Source organism: Rufibacter roseus (assembly GCF_001647285.1).
Classification (GTDB): Bacteria; Bacteroidota; Bacteroidia; order Cytophagales; family Hymenobacteraceae; genus Nibribacter; species Nibribacter roseus.
In genome coordinates this window covers 61,875-83,747 of record NZ_LRML01000014.1, presented here as the reverse complement: position 1 = coordinate 83,747, position 21,873 = coordinate 61,875, and the positions used below count along the sequence as shown (strand labels likewise).

General features: G+C 47.3%; 21 protein-coding genes. 7 read left to right on the top strand and 14 right to left on the bottom strand.

Features of this window, described 5'->3' with window-relative positions; genetic code table 11:
• Nucleotides 1-51 precede the first annotated feature (51 nt).
• Complete coding sequence (gene recO / locus A8O23_RS17465; RefSeq protein WP_066624064.1) at nt 52-762, top strand: DNA repair protein RecO; 711 nt, start codon at nt 52-54, stop codon at nt 760-762.
• 132 nt (nt 763-894) lie between these two features.
• Here the strand turns inward: recO and A8O23_RS17460 are convergent, their stop codons facing one another.
• The 3 genes from A8O23_RS17460 to A8O23_RS17450 are packed head-to-tail and all read right to left on the bottom strand — an operon-like array spanning nt 895 to nt 3,437.
• A complete protein-coding gene (locus A8O23_RS17460) occupies nt 895-1,419 on the bottom strand; it encodes an FKBP-type peptidyl-prolyl cis-trans isomerase (RefSeq protein WP_066624058.1) in 525 nt (174 codons plus the stop codon).
• Nucleotides 1,420-1,444: 25 nt separating this feature from the next.
• The gene (locus A8O23_RS17455) at nt 1,445-2,395 is read right to left on the bottom strand and encodes an FKBP-type peptidyl-prolyl cis-trans isomerase (RefSeq protein WP_066624055.1); all 951 of its coding nucleotides are present in this window, start codon (nt 2,393-2,395) and stop codon (nt 1,445-1,447) included.
• 31 nt (nt 2,396-2,426) lie between these two features.
• Nucleotides 2,427-3,437 carry a DHH family phosphoesterase gene (locus A8O23_RS17450; protein ID WP_066624054.1) on the bottom strand — a complete coding sequence of 337 codons (1,011 nt, stop codon included), beginning with the start codon at nt 3,435-3,437 and terminating at the stop codon, nt 2,427-2,429.
• Between the two features lie 192 nt (nt 3,438-3,629).
• Here A8O23_RS17450 and A8O23_RS17445 point away from each other — a divergent pair, with 192 nt between their 5' ends.
• Entirely contained in the window at nt 3,630-4,049 is a 420-nt protein-coding gene (locus A8O23_RS17445; protein WP_066624051.1) for a nucleoside-diphosphate kinase, read from the top strand.
• On the opposite strand, the gene A8O23_RS17440 is transcribed toward A8O23_RS17445, so the two are convergent.
• Entirely contained in the window at nt 4,027-4,239 is a 213-nt protein-coding gene (locus A8O23_RS17440) for a hypothetical protein (protein WP_066624048.1), read from the bottom strand. The genes A8O23_RS17445 and A8O23_RS17440 overlap by 23 nt on opposite strands.
• A 63-nt stretch (nt 4,240-4,302) precedes the next feature.
• Between A8O23_RS17440 and A8O23_RS17435 the strand changes: the two genes are divergently transcribed.
• On the top strand, nt 4,303-5,094 hold the full coding sequence (locus tag A8O23_RS17435) for a hypothetical protein (RefSeq protein WP_066624045.1): 792 nt from the start codon (nt 4,303-4,305) through the stop codon (nt 5,092-5,094).
• 120 nt (nt 5,095-5,214) lie between these two features.
• The gene (locus A8O23_RS17430; protein ID WP_066624042.1) at nt 5,215-6,171 is read left to right on the top strand and encodes a DUF1684 domain-containing protein; all 957 of its coding nucleotides are present in this window, start codon (nt 5,215-5,217) and stop codon (nt 6,169-6,171) included.
• 458 nt (nt 6,172-6,629) lie between these two features.
• On the opposite strand, the gene A8O23_RS17425 is transcribed toward A8O23_RS17430, so the two are convergent.
• From A8O23_RS17425 to A8O23_RS17395, 7 genes are all read right to left on the bottom strand, one after another.
• Entirely contained in the window at nt 6,630-6,809 is a 180-nt protein-coding gene (locus tag A8O23_RS17425; RefSeq protein WP_066624040.1) for a hypothetical protein, read from the bottom strand.
• A gap of 24 nt (nt 6,810-6,833) precedes the next feature.
• On the bottom strand, nt 6,834-8,285 hold the full coding sequence (locus A8O23_RS17420) for a M48 family metalloprotease (RefSeq protein ID WP_239693435.1): 1,452 nt from the start codon (nt 8,283-8,285) through the stop codon (nt 6,834-6,836).
• Nucleotides 8,286-8,488: 203 nt separating this feature from the next.
• The gene (locus A8O23_RS17415) at nt 8,489-9,253 is read right to left on the bottom strand and encodes an EcsC family protein (protein WP_066624036.1); all 765 of its coding nucleotides are present in this window, start codon (nt 9,251-9,253) and stop codon (nt 8,489-8,491) included.
• Between the two features lie 157 nt (nt 9,254-9,410).
• Nucleotides 9,411-9,761, bottom strand: a complete 351-nt coding sequence (locus tag A8O23_RS17410) for a hypothetical protein (RefSeq protein ID WP_153042263.1) — start codon at nt 9,759-9,761, stop codon at nt 9,411-9,413.
• 136 nt (nt 9,762-9,897) lie between these two features.
• Entirely contained in the window at nt 9,898-11,040 is a 1,143-nt protein-coding gene (rluF, locus tag A8O23_RS17405) for a 23S rRNA pseudouridine(2604) synthase RluF (protein ID WP_066624025.1), read from the bottom strand.
• Nucleotides 11,041-11,152: 112 nt separating this feature from the next.
• Nucleotides 11,153-11,368, bottom strand: coding sequence for a VF530 family protein (locus tag A8O23_RS17400; RefSeq protein ID WP_066624018.1), 216 nt, complete (start codon nt 11,366-11,368; stop codon nt 11,153-11,155).
• 194 nt (nt 11,369-11,562) lie between these two features.
• Nucleotides 11,563-11,988 (bottom strand): hypothetical protein, encoded by a 426-nt coding sequence (locus A8O23_RS17395; RefSeq protein ID WP_066624165.1) that lies wholly within the window; start codon nt 11,986-11,988, stop codon nt 11,563-11,565.
• 304 nt (nt 11,989-12,292) lie between these two features.
• On the opposite strand from A8O23_RS17395, the gene hutU reads away from it, so the two are divergent.
• Together hutU and hutI are read left to right on the top strand one after the other, a co-directional pair.
• On the top strand, nt 12,293-13,999 hold the full coding sequence (hutU, locus tag A8O23_RS17390) for a urocanate hydratase (protein ID WP_066624016.1): 1,707 nt from the start codon (nt 12,293-12,295) through the stop codon (nt 13,997-13,999).
• A gap of 80 nt (nt 14,000-14,079) precedes the next feature.
• Entirely contained in the window at nt 14,080-15,273 is a 1,194-nt protein-coding gene (hutI, locus tag A8O23_RS17385; protein WP_239693434.1) for an imidazolonepropionase, read from the top strand.
• 120 nt (nt 15,274-15,393) lie between these two features.
• Here the strand turns inward: hutI and A8O23_RS17380 are convergent, their stop codons facing one another.
• Nucleotides 15,394-15,957 carry a hypothetical protein gene (locus tag A8O23_RS17380; protein WP_066624010.1) on the bottom strand — a complete coding sequence of 188 codons (564 nt, stop codon included), beginning with the start codon at nt 15,955-15,957 and terminating at the stop codon, nt 15,394-15,396.
• 91 nt (nt 15,958-16,048) lie between these two features.
• Here A8O23_RS17380 and hutG point away from each other — a divergent pair, with 91 nt between their 5' ends.
• Entirely contained in the window at nt 16,049-17,011 is a 963-nt protein-coding gene (hutG, locus tag A8O23_RS17375) for a formimidoylglutamase (RefSeq protein ID WP_066624009.1), read from the top strand.
• 537 nt (nt 17,012-17,548) lie between these two features.
• Here hutG and A8O23_RS17370 read toward each other — a convergent pair.
• Nucleotides 17,549-20,125 (bottom strand): phosphoenolpyruvate carboxylase, encoded by a 2,577-nt coding sequence (locus A8O23_RS17370; protein ID WP_066624005.1) that lies wholly within the window; start codon nt 20,123-20,125, stop codon nt 17,549-17,551.
• A gap of 397 nt (nt 20,126-20,522) precedes the next feature.
• The gene (locus tag A8O23_RS17365) at nt 20,523-21,821 is read right to left on the bottom strand and encodes a TRAP transporter large permease (RefSeq protein ID WP_066624004.1); all 1,299 of its coding nucleotides are present in this window, start codon (nt 21,819-21,821) and stop codon (nt 20,523-20,525) included.
• Nucleotides 21,822-21,873 lie beyond the last annotated feature (52 nt).

Below are 21,873 nucleotides of genomic sequence, written 5' to 3'. Positions count from 1 at the left end.
GGTGCTATATCTGCTGTGCTTCACTAAATTTCAGGAAATAAACCTGACTGTATGCTGGTAAAAACCCGTGGCATCGTCCTGAACTTCATTAAGTTTAGAGAGTCTTCTATCATAGTACGCATTTACACCGAAGAGCTGGGGCTGCAGAGCTACGTGGTCAATAGCGTGCGCAAAAAAGGCAGCGCCTCAAGAATAGCCTTGTTTCAGCCTTTTACTTTGCTTGAAATGGTGGTGTATCCATCCGGGAAGGGTGGCCTTACCCGCATCTCTGAGTATAAGTGCAGCTATCCTTTTTCATCTATACCCTATGATATCCGGAAGAGCAGTATGCTCCTGTTTCTGTCAGAGGTAGTGGCAAGGTCAGTAAAGGAGGAGGAAGAAAACAGGCCCTTGTTCAACTTCCTCTATGATGCTATGCTGTATTTTGACCAGCAGGAAAGTGATTTTGAAAACTTTCACCTGGTGTTTCTGGTGCAGCTGGCTAGCTATCTTGGGTTTGGGATTACCGCAGCAGAGGAAGTGATTAGTCAGGTGGCTTTTGAGGCAGGAGGTGTAAAAGTAATGGGGTCAAGCTTGATGCAACTGCAACAACTGGAGCCGTTTCTGCAAGATTTGCTGGCCAATGGTGAGCAAGTGCGGTTGCCCAACGGTAAGGCGCGCAGAGAACTGCTGCATTTACTGGTGAAGTATTTTCAGTTGCACGTGGGGCAATTGGGCGACATTAAATCGCTGACAGTGCTGTCAGAGGTGCTGAATGAATAGCGCTGCTAACTGGTAAGAAGGTACGTGCAAAGCTATTCGTATTGCCAGAATGGCAAATTCTTACTAGTAAACCTCTGTAAAAGAAAAAGGCCTCTGTTTTGCAGAGGCCTTTTCTTTTACAGCAGTGGTGCTTTAGAAGCTGATCAAATGTACTTCAAACATAATAGGGGAGTTGGGTGGAATAGCCTGGCCGCTGCCGTACAGGCCATACGCTAAGCGCGAGGGAATCAGCAACATGGCTTTTTCGCCTTTGCGCATCAGTTGAACTCCTTCATCCCAGCCTGTTATTACCTGCTTCATGCCTAGCACAAACTTAAAAGTTTCTGCCCTGTCATAAGAAGAGTCAAATTTCCGGCTGTTCTGCACCAGTCTGCCTACATAATTTACCTCTACCTGATCGCCTTTCACAGGCCTAGCTCCAGTTCCCTCTTCTTGTATGACATAATACAAACCTGATGGGGTGCGGGTGTAGTCCGTAATGTTATGGGTTTCCAGGTACTGCAGAATTAATTCATCTTCCCATTTCGCCTGGGCGGCATGGTCAAAGTTGGCATAAGGGTCATACGGGTCTTTGTCCGCGCATGAACTAACCGTAAGTACGCAGCAAACTGCCAGTATCCATTGCCAAAAATTGCTTTTTCTTACTAACCGTTGCATGACAACTAAAATTTAAATGAAATAATTATTTAATGTCTACTAACTCCACGTCAAAGCGCAGAACAGAGTTAGCAGGAAGATCTGGGCCTTGTGCCATGGCACCGTAGCCTTGTGGCGAAGGAATCAACAAAATGCCTTTGCTGCCTTTGTTGAATTGCTTGATGCCTTCTTCCCAACCCTTGATTACTCTGTTTTGGCCAAGTGGGAATTCAATTGGCTGGCCACCGTTTCTCTCAGAAGAGTCAAACTCTTTTCCGCTCAACAGGGTGCCTTTGTATTTCACGCTCACCGTGTCACCGTCTTTGGCGTTAGCACCGGTACCAGGCTGAGTGATTACATAGTAAATGCCAGACTCGGTTTTCTTAGCATCAAGTTTGTTTTCTTTGATGTACTCCTGAATCTTCTTGTCATCTTCAGGGCCTTGCTTGGCAGAACGGGCTTCCATTTCCTTTTGGCGGCGCTCCATCAACTTCGGATAGTCAGCCATTGCTTCTTCCTCAGTCTGCAGGTTAGTTGATTTCACGAAGAAGGTCAGGAAGCTGCCTTTCTCAATGAACGGAGGCAATGGAGTATTGAAAGTTTTGGCAAATAGAGTGTCGGCGTTGATTTTAAAAACGGCGCTGTCTCCTTCGTTCAACATCAAGAAAGCTTCTTCAATGCTGCCTTTGTTAGGCGACTCCATTAATTTGATCTGAATTGGCATGGCGTTCTCACGGGTGCTGAACAACAAAGAGTCTTTGTTGTTGCGGTACTCCATTTCAAAGCTCATGATTTTACCAATCTTCTCTTTGTAAGCGGCAGAATCAACTTTGGTTGGGTCCTTCAGTTCGTATTTACCTTCTGCGTTTTGGGCGTATAGTTTATACTCCAACCCAGATGGAGCTTTTACAAATTCATCTTTGCCCAAATTTTTGCAAGCAGATGAAAACAAGACTGCTGCCAGAGCCGGCACCAGGTAAAGAGATTTCTTAAACATTGGTTTTAAATTAAAATAAAGTCTTAAAGGGTTATTGTGCTAATTGTTCTTTGTATAGCGGTAATAGGTTCACAAATTTTTCAACGGTTTCGTTCAGTGAAACATGAGAGATTCCGCCAGCTGCATTTTTGTGGCCTCCGCCGTTAAAATGCTGACGAGCAAACTCATTTACTGAAATATCACCTACTGACCGGAAAGAAATCTTCACGGCCTCAGTGCGGTCAATAAAGAGGGCGGCAAAGCGAACCCCCTCAATAGAAAGTGCAAAATTCACCAAGCCTTCGGTATCGCCGGTTTGGGAGTTGTATTCTTTCAGCTCCTCTGCCGTAACGGAGATAAATGCGGTGTTGTATTCCCGTACCACGGTTAGTTTGTCTTTGAGCACGTAGCCCAAAAACCGTAATCTGGTCTCAGAATAACTGTCATAGATGTTGCGGTGCACTTTGCAGATGTCTATGCCCGTTTGCAACAACTCGGCAATGATCAAATGCACATTGCGGGTGGTGCTGGCGTGGCGGAAAGATCCGGTATCAGTGACAATGCCCGCATATAGGCATTCTCCTATGGGAATATCTATGAGTTTTTCATCGCCTAAATCACGGATCACCTCAAACACCAATTCAGCAGTGGCTGCGGCGCTAGTGTCAGAGAACATGATATCGGCGAAAGTGTCTGGCTGTAGGTGGTGGTCAATGAGTACTTTGGTGGCAGTTGCCTTCTCAATGTAGGCGCCTAACTCATTGATGCGGCCAAGGTGGTTAAAGTCAAGGCAGAAGATCACGTCTGCTTCTTGAATGATTGCCTGAGCCTGCTTGTCTACCTTAGGGCTATACACCAATACCTCATCGTTCCCGCTCATCCAGTTCAGGAAGGACGGGTAATCTGAAGGGGTGATAACCTGCACTTGGTGCCCTTTTTTCTTAAGGTAGCCGGATAAGCCTAACGATGACCCTAACGCATCAGCATCTGGTTTGTGATGCGTGGTAATCATGACTTTTTTAGGAGTGGCCAGGAGCTCCTTTAGCGCTTCAATTTGCTGCATTGTATACTCTAAGTCCGCCTGAAAAACAGCGGGTACAAGATGCAAAATTCTAAAGAATTAAGGTACAAAACAAATTAATTCAGAGCCTTGGCCATACCGCTCCGGATTTTTGACGTAGACAATGGGTTTTGGCCCAAACTGTATTAATTTTGCGGGCACAAGTTCAAACTTATACCTATAAAAAGAAGAAAAATGGCTGGAAACGTAACGTTCACCATGATCAAACCAGATGCCGTGAAAGACAACCACATTGGCGGTATCACTAAAATGATGGAAGAAGCTGGCTTTAGAGTGGTAGCCATGAAAAAGACCCGTCTTTCAGAAGAGCGTGCCGGTAAATTCTACGAGGTGCACAAAGAGCGTCCGTTTTACGGCGATTTAGTTAACTACATGAGTTCAGGGCCTATTGTAGCCATGATTCTGGAGAAAGACAATGCCGTATTAGATTTCCGCAAGTTGATTGGCGCCACCAACCCAGCCCAGGCCGAGGAAGGAACCATCCGGAAAATCTATGCCAAGTCTGTTGAGGCCAACGCCGTGCACGGTTCAGACTCAGATGAGAACGCCCAGATTGAAGGAGACTTCTTCTTTAGCGCTGACGAGCGTTTCTAAGCTCTTTTTTAGAAAATAAGCCAAAAACGCCCCGCCGCAAGGTGGGGCGTTTTGTTTTTGTAAGAAAAAGAATGCCCAGCTGTAGACAGTTTTTCTTATCTTGATAATCAATTTCAAGTGTTACTTCTGTGGTTTGTGCATGCATAAAAGGATTCTGATACTCATCTTCTGGCTCCTCAGTTCCTTTCATACTACAACTGGAAGGCAACTGCCTAACCCTGCGTGGGAACAGGTTCGGCTGAAGGCTGACTTTTTGAAACAGCACCGGGTAAAAGTGCAGCGAAAATATGTAAGCCTGCCTGGCCTCATTAAAATGAGGCCTTACCATTTAGAGAAAGAAACTACAGTTGATACCCTTGGCAGAATTGTAAAACATAAGGCTTATAGGTATTCGAGTTCTTTATTTGACAATCTTTCAGCCGTAACACATGAAAGCTTCGAGTACGATGCGCGGGGTTATTTAATTTCTTACCTCCAAAGCTATTTGGTGGAACACCAAAACTATGATAATTATTCTTCCAAAGTAGCTGAGATTTGGTATGGGTATGACAGCCTTGGTTGGGTAAAATTTGCAAGCTATGTCTATCCAAGTAGACTGGTCAAGCATATGTCAGATACTTTAAGGGTACAAAATCCTCATGTAAATAAAATGCTCAGTTTGTTTGTGGTTCCTGGCGAAGGTATGGGTGTAGCTGAAACATCTACAAGCATAGGCTCGAATGATCCGTCTACAAATGAATACGTCCATCAGACAGTAGATAATTATGGTAGATTCATTATAGAGAGGGGCATCGTTTTGGACAATGGAAAGCAGGTGAGGCAAATAGTTCAGGCCTCTGCCTATCAGGGTAATGTGACCACCACTAATTTTCAGTATAACTCAGAGGGGCTAGTGTCAGAACAGGAGGTTGTAGACAAGGATGGAAGAAGGTTGAAGAAAATTTTATTTAAATACCACACCAATGGATTGGTGCACATGATTTCAACCTATGGTAAAAATAAGCAGCTTGTTAAAAAAGAAAAATACGAGTACGAATATTATTGAAACAGGTATTCCCCAATCACTATTGAAGTATGTAAAAGAAACGGTAAGTGCATAAATTGCTTCTAAGTAGTTGCTATTGCTTCTGGCAAATGAGGAAGTGGAGTTGAAATAATTAATAAGATGAACATAAAGAAACTGCTGGTGGGCCTGACCTGCTGCCTTCTTCCTGTTTTGGCTCAAGGTCAAAATAATTTGGACACGCAATACATGGCAGACATAGCCCGGCACCGCGCCAGCGAAGACAGCCTGTTCAAATACGGTGAAAAATCACCGCTGCCGGCAGAGGTAAGAGCCTCTTTTGCTGGTTTAGATTACTTTCCGGTAGATACTGCCTACCGGGTGAAGGCTAGGTTTGTGCACACCCCGCAGGAAACTATTTTCAAGATGGCCACTACCACCGGCCGTTTGCCTGAGTACCTGAAATATGGAGAGTTGCACTTTGCTCTGCAGGGTCAGCTACTCAAGCTGAACGTGTACCAGAACCAGGAGCTGATCAGGCAACCTAAGTACATGAACTGTCTGTTCATCCCCTTCACAGATGCTACCACAGGGCATGAAACCTATGCTACCGGCCGTTACCTTGACTTTACCATACCCATGGGCGCCGACACCGTTTGGATCGATTTCAACAAAGCCTACAACCCTTACTGTGCCTACAGCCCCGCCTATTCCTGCCCCATTCCTCCAAAAGAGAATAAACTGCCGGTGCGGGTTGAGGCAGGGGTGAAGACGTTTGAGAAGTTGGGAAATGAAAAAAGCAAAGTAGAACAGCCTGAAGAGGTGATGCCTGAATTTCCGGGCGGTGCGGCAGAAATGTTCAAGTTTATATCCAAGAAGTTCAGAGTGCCAAGAGAAGTTAAAAAGTTAGATTATTTTAAAGAAACAGTACAAACTACATTTATAATTACAGCCAAGGGGGAGTTAGAAGATGTAAGAGTTGTGAAGCCTGTCTCGCCAAGTATTGATGCTGAAGTGATAAGAGTAATAAAAAAGATGCCCCGTTGGAAGCCAGGATCGCAGAATGGAGTGCCCGTGCCTTTTAGATACAACTTACCAATTTTTGTGGTTTGGAATTAAATATACTTCGGGATATATAGCTCTAAAATTACCCAAAGGAATTTGCCAAATCGGAAATGTAGTGCCGGTATAGTTTAATGGCTTTCCCCCTGCGAAACACCGCAGATTCAACCATCCTAAAACCGTTCTTTGTAAAAGAATTTTAATGTGAAGGGAGGTAAATTCTGTGAGAGTCGTGTTCAATGAGCCGCTTGGTAAGATAAAAAGACGCTGCAGTTGCCTTTTTGACCTGTTTTTCTTGAAAGCAATGCTAAATATTAATTGCTGCAAACTCCTACTTATTGCGCTGTCCGTAATCTTCCGAAGGGTGATTGCGAACTAAAAATGAATCAGGAGGAACTCCGTTCCGGGAAAAGTCGCAGCAGGTCTACTTAACTGGTGAAAGCCTTAAGCGAATCAAAGTCAAAAAAAATCTGTTTCCAGCCTGTTTTTTGGAAAACAAGCAGAAAACGCACCGGTTATTCCTCATCCTCAGGGTGCTCGCCAAAAACGCGCAGCACCCAGCGGGGCAAGAAGATAGATCCCAGAATAAGGTACAGGTAATAGGTTACCACACGGTACAGCAGCACAATTACCGTTGTGAACCGGCCCAGGAACTGTCCGTAAAAATTAGCTGGCCTTCTCGTTTTAGGGCTCATGCAGCTAGTACTGCAGGTACTATTTTATCTTTCTACAACTTTTATCAGAGTGCCTTTCTGTACTTGTTCAGACAGCTGCATTCCGTTTAGTATAGCTAGTTCTTCTAACCTGTTGGTGGGGGTGTTGAACGACTGCAAAACCTGAGAAAGCGTACCGTTCTGGTTTACTGTTTTTATTCGAACCACCTCTGGCTTGCGGTTTATCTTTTCCTGATCTGTCAGTTGCCTGAAACTCTGCATGGTGTTTTGGAAGGACGGCGCATAGGTATTGAAAGTAGAGGCGGCGGTTACCCCGGTAATGTTATAGATGTTGCCGCCGTACTGTATCAAATACGTGAGCGTGCCAATGGGTTCTTGCTGCTGTTGCTGCTTTTGGGTCTGTTGTTGCTGCTGCGGAGCCATTTGCCCGATAATTGCTAAGGCTGGCAAGCCATTAACCGTTACCTGTTTTGATTCTACCGCCTGCAGTCCGTTTTGCTGCAGGAATTGCTGACCTGCCTCTTGCAAGCTTGTTCCTTGGGCAAGTCTCAGGAACATAAGTGCTTTACCGTCTGCGGGAGCCATTTGTACCTGTTGCGGCGAGTTCTGATACCTCCAACCGTTAGGTATAGGGAACTGGAACTTTAACTCTGGGTGGTAAAAGACTTGGTTTTCTACAAATCCCTGGCGTGGGTCTTCTCCGTAGATAATGCCGTCAATCATTCTGAGATAGCTGTTACGGCCTTCTTCTAATTGAGTGCCTGGTACTTTTTGTCTCCATTGCGCGGCCAGTTGCTGCACGGTTGAATAGCGGTCGGCGGGAGAGGGGTGGGTAGATAAAAAGCTAGGGATTTCTTCGGCTCCGGATTGCGAGCTCTGGCGTTGTAGGGTCTGGAAAAAATCAGCCATGTGGGCGGCATCATAGCCAATTTTAGTAGAGTACTCCACCCCCAGCTCATCTGACTGGCGTTCAGCGTCACGCCCGAACTTCAAAAACAAAAGGCTGGCTCCCTGCATGGCGGCCTCACCAAACTGCCCCCCCAGCTCTGGGAAAGCAATCATACCACCTAATAACACCCCTTGGGTTAAAATAGCTTTGCTTTGCTGCTGAATGGTGTGGCGGGCGGTAATGTGCCCAATTTCGTGACCAAGTACGCCGGCAAATTGTGCTTCGCTGTTGAAGTGAGCCATGATGCCGCGCGTGAAATACACATAACCGCCGGGTACGGCAAAGGCATTCAGCACAGGTGAGTCTACAATCTTAAATTCATATTTCAGGTTAGGGCGGTGCGAGACAGCAGCCATGGCCTGTCCTTTCTCCTGGATGAAGCGCTGCAGGGTAGGGTTCTGGTAAAGCCCGAATTGAGCAACAATTTGAGGGTCAGACTCCTGACCCATGGCAATTTCCTGCTCTTCAGACATCAAAGCCACTTCACGTTTGCCCGTTACCGGATTGGTGGCGCAGGAATTAAAAAATAGCAGGGTAGCTGTTACCATGCTGTATAAAGCATATTTTTTCATAGCGTGTAGATTAGGTTTGAAACAGGTAGTTCAGCAGCAACAGCCTCAGAAGAACCTATGTCTTTGCAACGGTAATACAGGTGAATGGTTGCAGAAGTGCCCTTTACGCCTTTTAAAGGCAGATCTTGTCCAAAGAAGGAGGAAGGTTCAGAAATGCGTTAATCAGGAGCAAGCTTCCTTTACGCTTCTGGTGCGGAGTGAATACCGCCAGGAAGCATTTGTTGCTCCCGCCAGCGCATGCGGTAGGCATTCATGGCGTAAATGCCTAGCTTATTTAGCAAACGGTAATTGACCACGGCCCCAATAGGCGCACCCACTACCGGAATAAGCTGAGCCATTTTTGCGAGGTCAATATAGTCACGGTATTCCTGCTGGAAATTGCGCCAGTCAAACTGGTGTATGTCTTCAGGCAAAAAATCTTTCTTCGTTTCCCAGTCCACCATTTGCAGGTATACTTCGCGCCGGTGCTGCTGCCCGCTAAAGGCCAGCTGGAAGATGTGCAGTAGGTACACCCGCTCCCTGTAATCTTCCACGGAGTGGCCGTAAAGGGAGGCAATATCAAACAGCATCTTGAGTTTAATACCCAGCAGCAGCGGAAAGTCAGCCAAGCCCAGTAGAAAGCCTCCGGCTCCGGTAATACCCCCTTCGGCCGCGGCTGTTTTCTTGTAAAATTCTATCCGCTCGCGCGCAATTGCCTCCGTCAGTTCTAAAGAGGAATGTTGAGCAGGTTTGGCCGTTATATACTTCGCCCCAAACAACACACCCCGTATCATTTGCTTAATGGTAGCCGTAATGGCGGCGTGTATTTTTTCAGGTATGTAACTGTTCAGCTTGGTTTGCACCTTCCGACTGAGTTTGTTCAGTAAGGATGGGTCGCGCAGCATTTCCTCCTGCCAGGTCCGCAGTTCTGGGAGAATGGTTTCTTGGTAGGTGGGTTGCGGCATGAATGTTATACTTTGTCGCTTATTTCGGTTGGCAACATGTACAGACGTGCCAAACAAGGGCTTCTTTAGCTTCTCTATTCTACTGCACTATTTAGATTTAGAATTAAAATTATCAATCTAAATCAGAAAAGGGAACCACGGTGATGGGTTCTGCAGGCTAATCGTTCCGGTCAATGGTAGAGGTGGATATGTTATTGTTCCTGTCAATGGCGATGCTATAGTCATGGCATTCGTCCATGTGTACTTCCTCTACATAGTCTACTTTATCAACAGTAACAGTAAATACTATATGGCCAGGATTATAGCTCCTATACTCAGAAGTCTGACCAACAGGTACATTGTTTAAATTTTCAGTGTTCCCGCCCGAAGTCTTTATCTGTACGCTTGCTTCTTTAGTACCATTGTTGATGATTCTGGCCTTGGGGTTTTCACCATCGCACTTGTCACAGCTGGTGATAGAAATTGTAGCTAATAATAGCAATAAAGGAAATAATAAGGTGCTTTTCATTCTATTCTTAAACATGGTGAGATACAAAAAAATGAAATTAGGGAATTTTTGTGTCATATAGTGCCACTTCTAATAAAAGGAGCGGTTCAGGTAATTCTTTTTTCAGTCTTGAATTCAGAAAAAAATATCTATGATATTATTTTCTTCCTCTGCCGCGGGTGCCTCTTTTGGCGTTTTGATCAGCACTTGGTCTGGAGGCTCTGGCGCCGGCAGGTTTTGAGCCGCGGGTGGTGGAGCTACCTTTTGGTGACCGCTCTGTGCGGTTAGAGGTGTGCTCTGATTTCTTCTTCAGGTTCTTGCCTGCAGCAGGTTTGCTTTTGCGTTCGGGTCTGCTAGAGGAGGAACTGCCTGCCGCACTGGCTTTAGGGCTTCGTTCTGTCCGAGCTTTGGGGTTACGCGGAGCAGAAGTACGGCTTGGTGCGGTTGTAGTGGGTTTTACTCTATGCACCTTCACGCCAAACTCTTCTTCGCTGAGCAGTTGCTCATACTCGTCTTCAGCGCTTTTGTTACCGGCTTTGCTAGCGGCACGGACTCCTGCAGAGGCCTCTTCAGTTTTGGAAGATCCATACAGCAACTCGTTAATCTCTTTCATCTCGGCCATGGTAAGGTAGCGCCAGTGGCCAACCGGTAAATCTTCCAGCTTCACGTTCATAATTCGCACGCGCTTAAGCGTAACCACTTTATAGCCCAGCGCTTCACACATGCGTCTTATTTGGCGGTTCCACCCTTGTGTAAGTACAATACGGAACGCTTTGGCACCTTGCTGGTACACCTTGGCAGGTTTGGTAATGCCTTCAAACAGGCGAACCCCGCCGCTCATCTGCTTTACAAAATCATCGGTCACTGGTTTGTCTACCATCACCACGTACTCCTTTTCATGGTTGTTGTCAGCCCGAAGAATTTTATTGACAATGTCTCCGTCGTTGGTCAGAAAGATCAGCCCTTCTGAAGAGTTGTCAAGGCGCCCAATAGGGAAAATCCGTTTGGGGTAACCAATGAAATCAATGATGTTTTTCTTGTCCTGAGAATCGGTGGTGGTGGTAATGCCTTTGGGCTTGTTGAACGCAATGTAGATGGGACGGTCCGACGGTTTTTTTGTCCGGATAGGTTCTCCGTCTACCGCCACTTTATCGCCGGGCTTTACGGTAGCGCCTTTCTTGGCGTCTTTGCCGTTGATACTTACGCGTCCTTCTTCAATGTACTGGTCGGCTTCGCGGCGCGAGCAAAAGCCCGAGTCACTGATGAATTTATTGAGCCGTATGTTTTCGTCTGCTGACATGAGAGTTATAATGAGTGAATTTGTGATGGGGTGAGTGAGCGGATGGAAGTAAGCTGACTTGGCAATTCACCGCTTTTCTTACGCTATGCTCTGGGTTAAGATCTCTCCCTATTTATTTAAACGTTTTCAGATACAATCGCTCCACCTTCTCACGTGCCCAAGGAGTTTTACGTAAAAACGTGAGGCTGGACTTGATACTGGGGTTGTGGGTGAAACTGTTGATTTTGATGCGGTTTCCCAGCTCCTCCCAACCATATTCATCTACCAGCTGCACCAGAATCATTTCAAGGGTTTTGCCGTGTAAGGGATTGTTTTTCTGTTCTTCCATAGAATCAGGCAAAGGTAGTCTTTCTAGGTGAGTTTTACGTGAGTACGCGCACGAGGGTGTACAGTACTGCAAACTATACCATAAAAGCGTTTCAGCGTGTTTTACGGAAAACACGCCTGAAACGCTATATATGCCGCACTTGTCAGAGTGCGGGCAAGTAGAAAGGTTCTCCTTCTTTATTTGAAAATTTCAGACTATTTACTTGGAACCGGAACGGTAGTGCCAGGTCGGTTTCTGGTACGGTTAGCTTCCAGTATGGGTAATCCGGCTTCGGTAGGTAAATAGATAACATCGTTGTTGCCGCTGTGCAGACCCTGAATCCAGAGGTAGCGCAGGTACTCTTCAGATAGGCTGGATTTAATAATATTAGTGGCTTCCGCGGCTTTGGTGGCTCTTATCACTTCGGCCTCGCCTTTGAAAAGGGCAGATTCTTTCTCCGCTTTGGCTTCCAGGGTTTTGATTTGTCGGTTGGCAGTGGCGCGCTGCAATTCAGCCTCTCCTTCCATACGCTGCTGGTATACGCGGTATTGGGGGCAGCCATACAGTACTCCGGCAATTAACGCTATCAACATCCAGGCGGTGAAAGAGCCAACAAACAGACCACTGAAATTACTTCTCATGTTACATTCTTTTTGTACCCTAAAGGTAGACAGAGGAATTGTTTTACCCAAGAGAGAAGAAACCGTTAATAGACTGTGTAAAGCGGAGCAGGCTAGAAGGATTTGTTTTAGGCCTTTTTTTAGAAAATCAGCCAGAAATCAGCTCATTAGCTTTTGCTTCTGCAATGGGTTTTCCTAACTTACAGTAGTTCTTCTCCTTTCTCATACAAAAACCATTTTTTCCTTTATGACGAAACTCTAGAAGCTAAAAGAATGATTTACCCTCTCCGTTCTTTATTCCTTATTCTCAATTCTTAATTGTAAAATGGAAACCATACCCGCCGTTCAGCCTACCTCTCCACTTTCAGTGGAGGAGATTATTCAAACCTATGCCAACCATCCGGTATATATTCCGCCGCGCGGGCCGCAACTGCATGCCAAAAACTGGCAAGCCGAAGCTGCGTTGCGGATGTTCCTGAACAACCTTACCGCCGAGGTGGCCGAAGACCCCGAGAAGCTGGTGGTGTACGGTGGCATTGGGCAGGCCGCCCGCACCCCGCAAGACGCCCGAAAAATTGTAGAGCTGCTCCTGACGCTGGAAGCTGATGAAAGCCTGCTGGTGCAAAGCGGAAAGCCGGTGGGCAAGGTGCGCACCCACCCTGAGGCACCGCGCGTGCTCATTGCCAACAGCAATCTGGTACCGCATTGGGCTACTTGGGAGCACTTCAACAACCTGCGCAAGCGTGGGCTTATGATGTACGGCCAAATGACTGCCGGTTCCTGGATTTACATCGGCACCCAGGGTATTTTGCAAGGCACGTATGAAACCTTTGCCGCTTGCGGCAGAATCCACTTCAACGGTGATTTGCGGCACCGCCTGCTGGTGACAGGTGGTTTGGGTGGCATGGGCGGAGCCCAGCCTTTAGCCGCTACTATGGCCGGTGCTACTTTTCTGGGAATAGATGTAGACCCCGAACGCATCAAGAAACGCCTGGAAACCCGCTATCTTGACAGAATGACCTATGATTATGAGGAGGCGAAGCAGTGGGTACTGAAGGCGAAAGTGAGGGGAGAGGCTTTGTCGGTTGGTTTAGTAGGCGACGTGGGCGATGTGCTGGAGAGGCTGCTGCAGGATAACATAACGCCAGATATTCTCACCGACCAAACCTCAGCACACGACCCAATAAACGGCTACGTTCCCAACGGACTTTCTCTGGAAGAAGCCAGGCAACTACGGAGTCAAGACCCAGAGCAATACCGCCAGAAAGCTCTGAAAAGCATGGCCCGCCACGTAAGTTTCATGCTGGAGCTACAGCGCCGGGGCAGCAAAACCTTTGACTACGGCAACAACCTCCGCGAATTTGCCCAGCAGGGAGGGGAGCCTAATGCTTTCCAGATTCAAGGCTTTGTACCCGAATACATGCGGCCACTGTTCTGCGAAGGCAAAGGTCCTTTTCGTTGGGCAGCCCTCTCCGGCGACCCTGAAGACATTCGAGTAACCGATGAAGCTCTGAAAGAATTGTTCCCTGAAAACACGCACTTGATTCAGTGGCTGGAGCAGGCGCAGGAGAAAGTGGCTTTTCAAGGCTTGCCGTGCCGCATCTGCTGGCTGGGTATGGGCGAGCGCGAAAAAGCCGGGTTGCTGTTTAACCAACTGGTGCGGCAGGGTAAAGTAAAAGCCCCTATCGTCATTGGTCGTGACCATTTGGACTGTGGCTCTGTGGCATCACCCTACCGTGAAACCGAGGGCATGCTAGATGGTTCTGATGCGGTATCTGACTGGCCGCTCCTGAACCTGATGGCCAACACCAGTGGCGGCGCTACCTGGGTATCGTTCCACCATGGTGGTGGCGTGGGCATTGGCTATTCGCAGCACGCCGGCATGGTCATATTGGCTGATGGTACTGACCGAGCCGAGCGATGCCTGCGTCGCGTGCTCCACAACGATCCCGCGCTCGGTATTTTCCGCCACGCCGATGCCGGCTATGAATCAGCCCAAGCAAACGCCGAGAAATTCGGACTCAATTTGTAGTGATTAAATAAGTTAATAGTTAAATGTCCTCCAACGCCTCGAAAAAAACACTTATTGGCCCTTTCACCCAAGTACTCAGCATGGCTAACTTGCCATTGCACGGCACTTTGTCTGATGAACAACTGGAGGTGCAGGAAGAGGCCGGAGTGCTGGTGCAAAATGATAAAATTGAGAGAGTTGATTCTTACCAAACCCTCTTAGCTGAAGCAAAGCGGCAGGGTTACAGTTTGCAGGAGATAGAACAGCCAATGGTGTTAATGCCAGGCTTGATCGACGCGCATACCCATATCTGTTTTGCGGGTTCACGAGCCAGAGACTACTCCTTAAGGGTGTCCGGTAAAAGCTATCTGGAGATTGCCCGCAGCGGGGGCGGAATCTTAGACACCGTCCGGAAAACAAGACAGGCTACTCGAGAAGAATTGGTTCAGCTGCTGAAAAAACGAGCTCTTCGTCACCTCTCAGAGGGTGTGACCACCTGCGAAGTAAAGAGCGGCTACGGCCTTACGGTGGCTGACGAATTGAAAATGCTGCAGGTCATTCAGGAGGCAGATAATGAGTTGCCGCTGGATTTGATTCCCACGTGTTTGGCCGCGCACATGTGCCCTCCTGAGTTTGGCAGTTCCCATGAGTATCTAAATTATTTACTGCAAGAGTTACTTCCGGTAGTGCGGGAGCAGCAGCTGGCACAGCGAATTGATATTTTTATTGAAGAAACTGCTTTTTCAGAGGCAGAGGCACTGGCGTATTTGCAGAAAGCCCAAGCCATGGGGTTTGCTGTGACCGTTCATGCTGATCAATTCAGTACCGGAGGCAGCAAAGTCGCCGCAGAAGTTAAAGCCTGCAGCGCTGATCATTTAGAGGCCAGCGGAGTCCCGGAAATCGAATTGATGGCAGAAGCAGGAGTAGTGGGCGTGGTATTGCCTGGGGCATCAGTGGGGTTGGGAATGCACTATGCCCCCGCCCGGAAGATGTTAGACGGTGGAATATGTGTGGCCATTGCCTCTGATTGGAATCCAGGCTCAGCCCCCATGGGAGATTTACTGGTGCAGGCTGCGCTGCTAGGTGCTGCAGAAAAATTAACTATCGCCGAGACACTGGCCGGCATTACTTTTCGGGCGGCACACGCACTTCGCCTAACCGACCGCGGCACGTTAGCTACAGGGCAACTGGCAGATATGATTGCTTTCCCGGCTGAAACTTACCAAGAAATCCTCTACCACCAAGGCAAGCTAAAACCCACTATAATCTGGAAAGAAGGGAAGCGAGTACTATGATTGAAATGCCTGATTTCCTGGATCAGGAAACGATCGATGTGAGCAGAAATCAAAAGGAGGATGAGCGTTTTAGCCCTGCTTTTTAAAAAGTAAGGCTAAAACGCCAGCTGAACTCCTACACTACCGGTTTGCCTTCTGCTTTTCCCAAAGAATCCTGACAATGCGGGTGTCTTCGTCGTCCCAGTTGATGTTCTTGACGTTCTCAATTAAATGGACTGACATGCCATCGTACTCGCCGGAGGTGTTGTAGACCTCCATCAGGAATTCGGAATCGGTGAGTTCTCTTATGAAACCGTAGAGCCCAATATCTTGGTACAAGGACAGGTAAATGAGCTGTTCTTCTTTTTTAGCCTGCTCCAGAATTTCTTCTATGCTGCAGTTGCCAATATGAAACATGGCAGGCACAGTGGTATCAGCGTACAGTTTGCGTAAGTTCGCTTCTTTGATTTCCAGGCGGCGCAGGTATATGTCATCAAAGTCTACTCCAAACAAATCAGAAGATTTTAAAATTAGAATACCATTTGGCAAGCCCTGTGAGGTGATAGCACGTACACTAATGGTATCGTCATTGTAGTCCAACAGGTAACCGAAGTAGAATTTTGAACCGTCGGGACCTTGTTCGCGCAGCGTAACTGGTTTATTTTCGTCTTTGGCTTGTTTCAGAAGCGTATAGAAAAGATTCATGCTTAATTTGTGGTATGGTCGGTTATTCTGCCAAATGCAGAATAGGGTATGTAAGTTAGCTAAATAAACAGCCTTTTAAAATCTTTCTGACATGTATAAACCTACTTCTTCTACTGTCTGGAAAGGCCGCATAGATGCCGCTGACGGTGATTTAGGACTGCGTTGGCACCAGGTGGTGAAACCTTTGGACCTGAGTAAGGAGCTGCCTATTGGGCATGGCAGTTACGCCTTCCTGGGCTTCTGTTGTGATGAGGGCGTGCGACGGAACCAGGGTAGGATAGGAGCCGCCCAGGGACCAGACGCCATTCGACAAGCATTGGCGTCTATGGCGGTGAATTTGCCCCGGGAACTAAGCCTATACGACGCGGGTGACGTGCTGTGTGCCGACCAGCATCTGGAACGGGCACAGGAGCAATTAGGCAAGAAAGTGACAACCCTTCTCACTAGCGGATACCGTACTATTGTGCTGGGCGGTGGCCACGAAACTGCTTATGGTCATTATTTAGGCATACAACCCGTTTTAGGCAATGCTTTGCGTCTTGGCATCATCAATTTTGATGCACATTTTGATTTGAGAAACACCTCTCCACAAAGTAGTTCCGGTACTCCTTTCCGGCAGATAGCCATTGCGTACCAAGAGCAGGACGAGAAATTTAGCTACCTGTGCCTGGGCATTCAGGAGCAGAGCAATACCCGCCAGCTCTTCAAGACAGCCGAAGAAGTAGGGGCAGATTACGTCTTAGCCGATGATCTTCAGTTTGGAGTCTCTGAGCAAGTGCGGGAGAAAGTGAACACTTTTCTGGGAGAAGTAGATGAACTGTACATCAGCATAGATTTGGATGTTTTTTCGGTAGCTCATGCCCCTGGTGTCAGTGCCCCCGCCGCTCTCGGTCTTCAGCCACAGGTGGTGGTTTCTCTGTTGAAAGAAATAATGGCTAGCGGCAAAGTATTGACACTTGATGTGGTGGAGCTAAACCCCTCTTTAGACCGAGATCAGCAAACAGCTAAACTCGCCGCTTCCATCATCTACCAAGCCGTGCAAAACTGGTGCTAAAGAGAATGCCTACTAAAGGTGTTGCTCCATAGTTTGGTAAAGCTGATTTGTAGCTGATTTCACACTATCAAAAGTGAGTTTGCTCTTTCGGATTTGCAATCCGGAAGCAGGTAATATTGGGATTTATAATCCCAGTTCACTGAAGATCAGATTGCAAATCCGCTTGATAATTAGGTTAGGGATTTCAATTCCCAAACAGCAAAGAACTCCTAATCTATGGCTCTATCTATGGCGCGGAAGCTACTTCCGTGACTTGCTTAGCAGTTTCCTTTAGTCACTGAAGTAACCTCCGAGCCATAGGGCACCATAAACATGTTCTTCAGTTTTCTCTGATTAATAATTTTCAATACTCTTACCGGGTATCTCTGAGGGATCTAGCGGAGAAGTTCCAAAGCAGACGCTAACTCGGCTGTCACCGCAGCGGACAAGTCGCGACCTGTCCCTACTGTTTTAGGCTTCTTTTTCCAAAAACAAGCCTAAAACAAAACTCCCGATCTGCTGTCACGCAAATCGGGAGTTCAAGTCTATGGGTATGTGCTAAGCTGAATTTCGCTCTGCGTTGATGATTCCGAAAGAACAGCGCATCACCATTTTCTCAAAAGTCTTTTTATTGCCATCCTCTCTTTGCTGCTCCTCTACTTCTCTTATTTTGGTGAGGGCGTATTGCTGAATGGTAAGCAGCGGTAACTCAATGCGTTGGCGCATCTGGATGGAGAGCTGGTTTACCGGTTTATCTTCCATGAGTTGGGTGGCACCACTTAGGCGGAGTACATACCGTTTTGTGCGCTCAAACTCATCATGTATCATGTTCCAGAGCTCCCCGTATTTAGGGTGCTTGGCTAAAAAGGCGGTAAGCGGGAAGAAGCACTTGGTCATGGCCATCTCACAGTTGTCCAGCAACGTTTTGAAGAACAGAGAGCGGCGGTACAGCTTTTCAACAGCCTCCCACTGCCCTGCGGCTTCCATTTTCTCTAAGGCAGTTCCCACGCCATAGTAACCCGGCAGGTTTTGCTTTAACTGGCTCCAGGAGCCAACGTAAGGCACTGCCCGCAGGTCGTTCAGGTTTAGTTTTCCTGGCTTGCGTTTAGAGGGACGGCTGCCAATGTTGGCTTCGGCGTAATAGCGCAAAGGGCTGGCGTAGTTGAGGTACTCCAGAAAATTAGGGTGGTTTTTAAGGGTATTGTATGCTCCGTAGCTTTCGTCAGACAATAGCTGAATCAGGTTCTCCTCATCTTTGGTAAGGGTGGTTTCGCGGGCGGTGAACAAGGCGTTCCGAATTCCGGCATGCATGAGCTGCTCCATATTATACTGTGCCGCATCAATGGTACCGAAGTTAGAGCTGATAGTTTGCCCCTGTATGGTCAGCTGAATTTCTTTGCTGGCAATGTTTGAGCCCATAGAAGCGTAAAACTGGTGCGTTCTTCCGCCACCCCGTGCAGGCGGTCCGCCACGTCCATCAAAAAAGACAACCTGAATGTCGTGCTGCTTGGCCAAATAGGTAAGCTCTTCTTTGGCTTTGTAGATGCTCCAGTTGGCCATGAGGTAACCACCATCTTTGGTGCCGTCAGAAAAGCCCAGCATGATGGTCTGAATATTACCTCTTTTCTGTAAATGTGTCCGGTATACCTCGTTTCGGTAAAGAGCCTCCATCACATCGCGCGCATTCTTGAGGTCATCAATGGTTTCAAACAGCGGCACAATGTCAACGCTTATCTCATTCTTCTGCCAGCCGCTGAGCAGGAATAAGCCATACACCTCCATTATATCTAAGGCACTGGTGCTATGGCTGATGATGTAGCGGTGACAACCGTCGGGGCCGTTTATGTCCTGAATTGATTTCATAGAAACCATTGACTCAAGCGTGTCTTGCAAAAGTTCATTGCCAAGCACAGCAGGATCAACGGTGGTAGTGGTTTTCAGCAACACTTCAATTTTCTCTTCCGCCGTCAGCTGAGCATAATTCTTTGGCAGAGCCTCCGTTTTTTCAGCAATGCACTCCAAGGCCTCGGTATGTACAGAGCTGTCTTGCCGGATATCCAGAGAGGCGAAGTATAGGCCGAACAGCTCCACTTTGCGCAACAGGTTTTCTAATAGATCCAGGAAAAGGCCTCCGTGGTCGTTGATGAGCGTTTGCTTGATTTGGTGCAGCGGAGCCAGAATGTCTTCTTTGGTGATGTCCGCCTTGTGGCCCGGTATAAAGAGGTTGTTGTACAGTTTCTCTTCCAACGCAGCCAGTACATGGTAAACTCCTTTGAACGTGAGACGACGTTTAAGCGTGCGTACATCGCGGTAATAACACTTAATGACGCTGCCCCGCAATGCTTCGGCCACGTTTCGTGTTATCTGCGCGTTCACAAACGGATTACCGTCACGGTCTCCGCCAGGCCAGAACCCGAAACGAATAAGCGGCTGTTGCTCGGGCACCGCATCTGGGAATTGAGTTTTGAGATAAGTCATGATCTTACCTGCCGCCTGGTAAAAAACGTTCTCCAGGTACCAGATTAAGCTTACTGCCTCGTCATACGGGGTAGGCTTCTCGTTCTTGAAGAAGGGCGTTTTTCCCAACTGCCTCAGGTAGCCGTTCACCTGCGATGTGTTGTCAGACAGCAAGGCTTTTGACAGATCATTGATGATGCCCAACACTTCACTTGGGTAGAACTGGGTAGGGTGAGCCGTAAGCACCAGACGCACCGCAAAATCTTGCAGCTTCTCTTTCAGTTGTTCCTGCGTTCTGGTTTGTACCACTTCGGCATCCAGGTGTTTCAAGGTGCCTATGCCCGCCATGTCATGAATGTCGCGGAAAGCGGCGTCTTCCAGTGCATCAAATAATACCACTTGCCGCTCGGCATACTGCACAAACCGGAACAGCAGATCAGTCTGCTCTTGCTCAGTGCGGTAGGGGGTATACTGCTGCAGAAAAGAGTTAATAATTTCGGTGGGACTTTGTTCTTTGGCAAAGCCTTCTTCACAGTGTAACAGAAAGATAGACAGCAGTACCCCGGTTTTTTCTACCCTATGAAAGGGAAGTGAAGTGAACAGGCTGTTGTATAACTGAAACTTGAGCCCTACGTGTTTGTCATAGGTTTGTAAGATGCTGTTGGCAGAACCATCCATATGTTGATGTGTTGTTTGATAGTGCTTGGTATACAGATTAACCTCAGAACAGTTTAGTTGCTGCTGTTGATTGCATGATTACCAAAAGTAAATCATTTTGAAGATTTTATTAAAGCTTTTTCTGATTATTTGCGCTATTTTAAATGAAATTTCAAATAAAAGGGGCTGAAGGTATGCATCCCCTTAGTTTTGCTGAGGTTGGTTGTTTTAAGCCTCATTTTTCAAAAACAGTTCTAAAACAGTAAGAGAGAGCATTATTAGAGCAAATAAAATAAATCTAACAAAAAGGCCTTCTGCCAAAGCAGAAGGCCTTTTTGTTGTAAAACTATACAAGGTGTTCCTGTTTTAGACTTGGTTTTCTTAAAACAGGCCTAAAACAGATACTGATGTTAAGAAACTACAAGCCGAACTGGCGAGGCAGCCAAGTACTAAGCTCCGGAATGTAAGTCACCAAAAGCAGGGCCACTACCATAGCAATAAACATGGGAACCAGCGGTTTGATCACTTTGCTAATACTTACTCCTGCCACACCACACCCAACAAAGAGCACGCCGCCCACCGGTGGGGTACATAAACCAATACAAAGATTCATCACCATCATGATACCGAAATGAACCGGGTCTACGCCCAAGGCCGTCACTACTGGTAAGAAGATAGGAGTGAAGATAAGTACAGCCGGGGTCATGTCCATGAATACTCCTACAAACAGAAGAATCAGGTTGATGATGATGAGAACGACAATCTTATTGTCACTGATGGAAAGCAGAGCATCACTCATGCCTTGCGGAATGTTCTCGTAAGACATAACCCAAGACATACCCATGGAAGTACCAATGAGCAGCATAACTATGGCTGTGGTAATAACTGTGCTAATGAGAATGTCAGGCAGGTCTGCTACTTTAACTTCCTTATAAATGACCATTGACAGGATGACGGTGTACAGCACGGCAATGGCAGATGCCTCAGTGGCAGTGAATATACCCGCTATAATACCACCAATGATTACGAACAACAGGAACAGGCTGGGAAGAGCATCCAAAAACTTCTTGAAAACCACGCGCAATGGAGTGCGGTCGCTGACCGGATATTTGTTTTTCCAGGCAATAAAGCCGGCTACAATCATGATGGAAAGGCCCAGCAGAATACCCGGAATGTAACCAGCCACGAAAAGTGCCGCAATAGAGACACCGCCACTCGCCAATGAATATACAATTAAGATGTTGCTGGGTGGTATAATCATACCCGTGGTGGCAGAAGTGATGTTTACCGCGGCGCTGAATGGTTTAGAGTAGCCTTCTTTCACCATTCGTGGGTTCATGATACCGCCAATGGCAGAAGCTGCTGCCACCGCTGAGCCAGAAATAGCCCCAAAGAGCATACAGGCTACCACGTTCACGTACGCCAAACCGCCTGGTAACGTACCAACCAAACCTTTCGCAAAGTCAATGAGCCTACTGGCTATGCCTCCTCGGTTCATGAGTTGACCCGCCAAAATGAAAAAAGGAATGGCCAGCAACGCGAAACTATCAAGACCGGTGGCCATACGTTGGGCCATGGTAGTGAAAGCCGGTTCAGGGGCAATGCTCACCAGCATGGTTAGCAAAGCGGAAATACCAATAGAGAAAGCAATGGGTACGCCAAGAGCCAGCAGAATAACGAAGCTGACAACCAGCACTATAATTTCAAGAAATTCCATGTAGTTTGTCTTTAGTTCGGGGTAAGCGGGTGGTTTGGAATTAATTATCTAT